This is a genomic window from Actinosynnema sp., from assembly GCF_052038725.1.
This window is the reverse complement of the sequence record NZ_JBQGCX010000388.1, coordinates 1-3,339: the sequence shown is the minus strand read 5'-3', so window position 1 is coordinate 3,339 and position 3,339 is coordinate 1. Positions and strand designations below refer to the sequence as shown.

Sequence of the window (3,339 nt, the reverse complement as noted above, 5' to 3'; positions counted from 1 at the left end):
GGGGGGGGGGCTGGGGGCGGCGGTGGTCGCGGTCGGGCTGGTCGTGGTGGGCGTGCAGCGGGCGGAGCCGGCGCTGCGCACGGCGCTGCTGTACCTGGACGACCGGGGCGGCGCGTCGTGGCTCTCCGGCGACCCGGAGGTCAGCGCGTGGACGTGGCACGCGCTGGGCGAGCGGCCGGAGCGCGGGGTGCTGCTGAAGGAGGACTTCCCGATGCTGACCGGCCCGCTGCTGCGCGCGCCCGCGCCGAGCGGGCTGCTGGAGCCGCCGGGGGTGGAGGTGACGGCCGGGGACGGGGTCGCCCGTGTGGCGGTGCGGCCAGGCGCCGGGGTGTGGCGCACGCAGGTCGTGGTGCCCGCCGGGTGCCGGTCGGGCGGTCGGGACCTGCCCGCCGGGGTGGTGGAGTTCTACGGGCAGGCGGGCGGGTTCGAGCTGGAGTGCCCGGTCGGGGCGGAGCTGGCGGTCACCGACCACCGGATCGGGCTGCCCGCCGAGGTCGCGTCGCTGCTGCCGCCCAGGCCCGCGGGCGAGCTGCCGGTGCAGTCGGGGTCGCGGGCGTACGACGGCGCGCTGACGCGGGTGGTGGTGCGCCTGTGACCCTCACCGCAGCCGCTCGGCCAGCTCCCGCTCGGACAGCGGCTCCCCGTCCAGGTAGAACCGCTCGGCGTCGCGGGCGACCTGCCGGAGCCTGCCCGCGCTGGTGACGGTGAGCGTGGTGAACGTGGCCGCGTCGGCGGGCACCGGGCGCCACGCGTGGTAGACCCGGCCGCCCGAGGTGGAGTACAGCATCCGCTGGTCGACGATCCGCCAGTCTCCGGGGTCGGCGCCGCGCAGCGGCCTGCCGTGCGAGTAGCAGGAGCGCGCGTCGTGCCCGAAGAACCCGCCCAGCGACAGGAACGCGGCCGGTTCCGCGCCCGCGACGCGCACCGGCCGCCCCACGCCCGCCGAGAACACGACGACGTCCCGGTCGGCCCCGTAGCCGTGCGCGACGGGCTCGCCGAGGTCGTCGTGCACGACCCCGCGGTCGAGCGCGCGGAACGTGGCGGCGTCCGCCTTGACCCGGTGCCACGGCGTCCACACCCGCTCCGCGTCGCGGGCGAACGAGAAGCTGAGCACCCGGAAGGTCGCCGCGTCGGCGCGCGGCAACCGGTTGCCCATCCGCCACACCCGCTCCCCCTCGACCCGCCACGGGCTGGACACCGACCACCTCCACTCCCCGGACGGCGATTCCGGGTGACCTCGCCGCAAGGCGATCATAAGGGCATTTCGCGGGCCCCGGATCAGCGAATATGTTTCACAACTAACGTTTTCCGGTGGCTCCGCAAATGAACGGTCGAATCGATCGGATGGATATGCACCCGACCGTTCCGCAAAAGCCGACGACACCCGAGGCCATGCCCGCTGACCTGGAATCGAGCCCCCCTCGAAGATCGTTCCTGGTGCGCGCGCGTAACAACTCGGTCGAGCCCGGCGAATCCGAGGTCACCGGTGGGAATTCCCCGGATACTGGTTTCCCGCCTGCGCGGGAGCGAGGGGGTCGGGATGGGCGTGCCGCAGCGCGGGAACCGGTTCCGGCCGCACCGCGCCGAGACCGTCGACCGCGCGTGACCGCCCGCGAGCGCCGTCGCGCCACGCGGGCGCGGCGTCCGCCACCGGTGCGCGGCGGGGCGCACGGGTTGGGGCGCACCAGGCCTCCCCCTCAGGAGGGGGTGAAAGGGGTAGTGATGTCCGGTGGGACGCGGCAGCGCGGCGGTGTGCCGCCCGACGGGAGCAGGAGACCCGGCGGCCGGAAGCCCGGCGGGTCGGGGAAGCAGGCGGGCCCCGGCGCGCCGCCGCCCGAACCGCCCGAGGTCCACGACAAGCGCCTCGGCTGGGTCGGCTGGCTGTTCGGCGCCCTGTTCGTCGCCTCGCTCTCCCCGCTGGCGCTGCTCGACCTGAACGGCGCCAGCCAGCTCGCGGGCGTGATCGCGCTGCCGGTGTCGGTCGTGCTGGGCGCGCTGGGGCTCCTGGTGGCCGAGCGGCCGGAGCTGCTGCGCGGCCGGACCGGGCAGCCGGTCGACTGGGCGCGCAGGTTGACGTGGGCCGCGACCGTGCTGGGACTGGTGGGGGTCGGCGCGGTCGGCTACGCCGTCTGGGACGCCACCCGGCCCCTGGACGTGGTCGCGCCCGACGGGTTCACCGGCGGGAAGCCGTGGCGGGACGGGGAGGAGCGGGTGCTGGAGCTGCCCGGCTCCCCGCCCGAGCGGGACCGGCTGGTGCTGGCGCTGAGCCTGGAGAACGCGCGCAGGACCGGGGACTGCGAGCGGTCGCCGGAGCTGCGGTACACGCCCGTCGTGGACGGGCAGGAGCGGACCGAGGTGGTCGGCAGGCCCGGCGCCGCGGTGGAGCTGCCGCTCGACGGGGCGAAGCGGCAGGCGGCGGTGAAGGTCGTGCTGGAGTACTCCGGCGGCAACACCGCGTGCGAGGTCTGGGTGCGGGTGGACGAGGCGGTGCTGCGTGACTGATCGGCGCGGGTTCCTGGCGGTGGTGGCGGTGCTGGCGCTGGCGGTGGGCTGCGCCGAGCCGGAGCGGCTGTTCCCCGAGCGGTTCGACGTCGGCGTCGCGCCGAACTCGCCGGGCTGGGGCATGGTCGACCCGGCGACCAACGAGCGCAGCGGCTTCGACGACGACCTGCTCAACTGGTTGGGCTCCGAGCTGGACTTCCGGCCCGAGCCGCTGCCGGTGCGGACGGGCGACCGGGAGGCGGAGCTGCAACCGGGCGGCCGGGTGTCCATGGTGGTCGCCAGCTACTCGACCACGGACGCGCGGCGCGAGAAGGTCCTGTTCGCGGGGCCGTACATGCTCTCGCAGCAGGGCGTGCTGGTGCTGCGGGGCGAGGACGGGCAGCCGCGCTTCCCTGACATGGACTCGTTGCGCGGCAAGCCGGTGTGCGTGACGCGGGGGTCGACCTCGTCCGCGCAGATCCGGGAGTACCAGGGGCTGGGGCTGGTGCCGACCGAGGTCGGCTACTACGAGGAGTGCTTCTCGCGGCTGCGGGAGGGGTCGGCGGCGGCGGTCTCCACGGACCAGCTGCTGCTGCACGGGTACACGACCAAGCACTCGGACGTGGTGGTGCTGCCGAACGTGGCGTTCGGCCAGCAGGAGCGGTACGGCGTCGGGTTCCCCAAGGGCGACACCGCGCGCTGCGAGGCGGTCGCGAAGAAGCTGCGGCAGCTGCTGGCCGGGGCGCTGTGGGAGGAGTTCTTCCAGCGGAACCTGGTCGGGGCCGACCCGAAGGGGCACAAGCCGGACCCGAACGACATCACCTGCGGCTGAACGAGGAGCGGGGGCTGGCGGAGACG

Annotated in this window: 4 protein-coding genes; 3 read left to right on the top strand and 1 reads right to left on the bottom strand. The window is 75.0% G+C overall.

The genetic code is table 11. The annotated features are described in order from the left end of the window. Positions 1-595: hypothetical protein (locus tag ACTUAL_RS07775; RefSeq protein ID WP_440899769.1), on the top strand; the 595-nt coding region annotated here is incomplete at its 5' end. Between the two features lie 3 nt (positions 596-598). On the opposite strand, the gene ACTUAL_RS07770 is transcribed toward ACTUAL_RS07775, so the two are convergent. After that, on the bottom strand, positions 599-1,198 hold the full coding sequence (locus ACTUAL_RS07770) for a DKNYY domain-containing protein (protein WP_096492235.1): 600 nt from the start codon (positions 1,196-1,198) through the stop codon (positions 599-601). Positions 1,199-1,722: 524 nt separating this feature from the next. Between ACTUAL_RS07770 and ACTUAL_RS07765 the strand changes: the two genes are divergently transcribed. Together ACTUAL_RS07765 and ACTUAL_RS07760 are read left to right on the top strand one after the other, a co-directional pair. Further along, positions 1,723-2,502, top strand: coding sequence for a hypothetical protein (locus tag ACTUAL_RS07765; protein ID WP_157767545.1), 780 nt, complete (start codon positions 1,723-1,725; stop codon positions 2,500-2,502). Continuing rightward, the gene (locus ACTUAL_RS07760; RefSeq protein ID WP_157767544.1) at positions 2,495-3,313 is read left to right on the top strand and encodes a transporter substrate-binding domain-containing protein; all 819 of its coding nucleotides are present in this window, start codon (positions 2,495-2,497) and stop codon (positions 3,311-3,313) included. The genes ACTUAL_RS07765 and ACTUAL_RS07760 overlap by 8 nt, the downstream gene beginning before the upstream one ends. Positions 3,314-3,339: the final 26 nt, after the last annotated feature.

Bases quoted from the DNA above. Each gene is read 5' to 3' on its own strand.
- ACTUAL_RS07765 (WP_157767545.1), top strand. From the start codon at position 1,723: ATGTCCGGTGGGACGCGGCAGCGCGGCGGTGTGCCGCCCGACGGGAGC.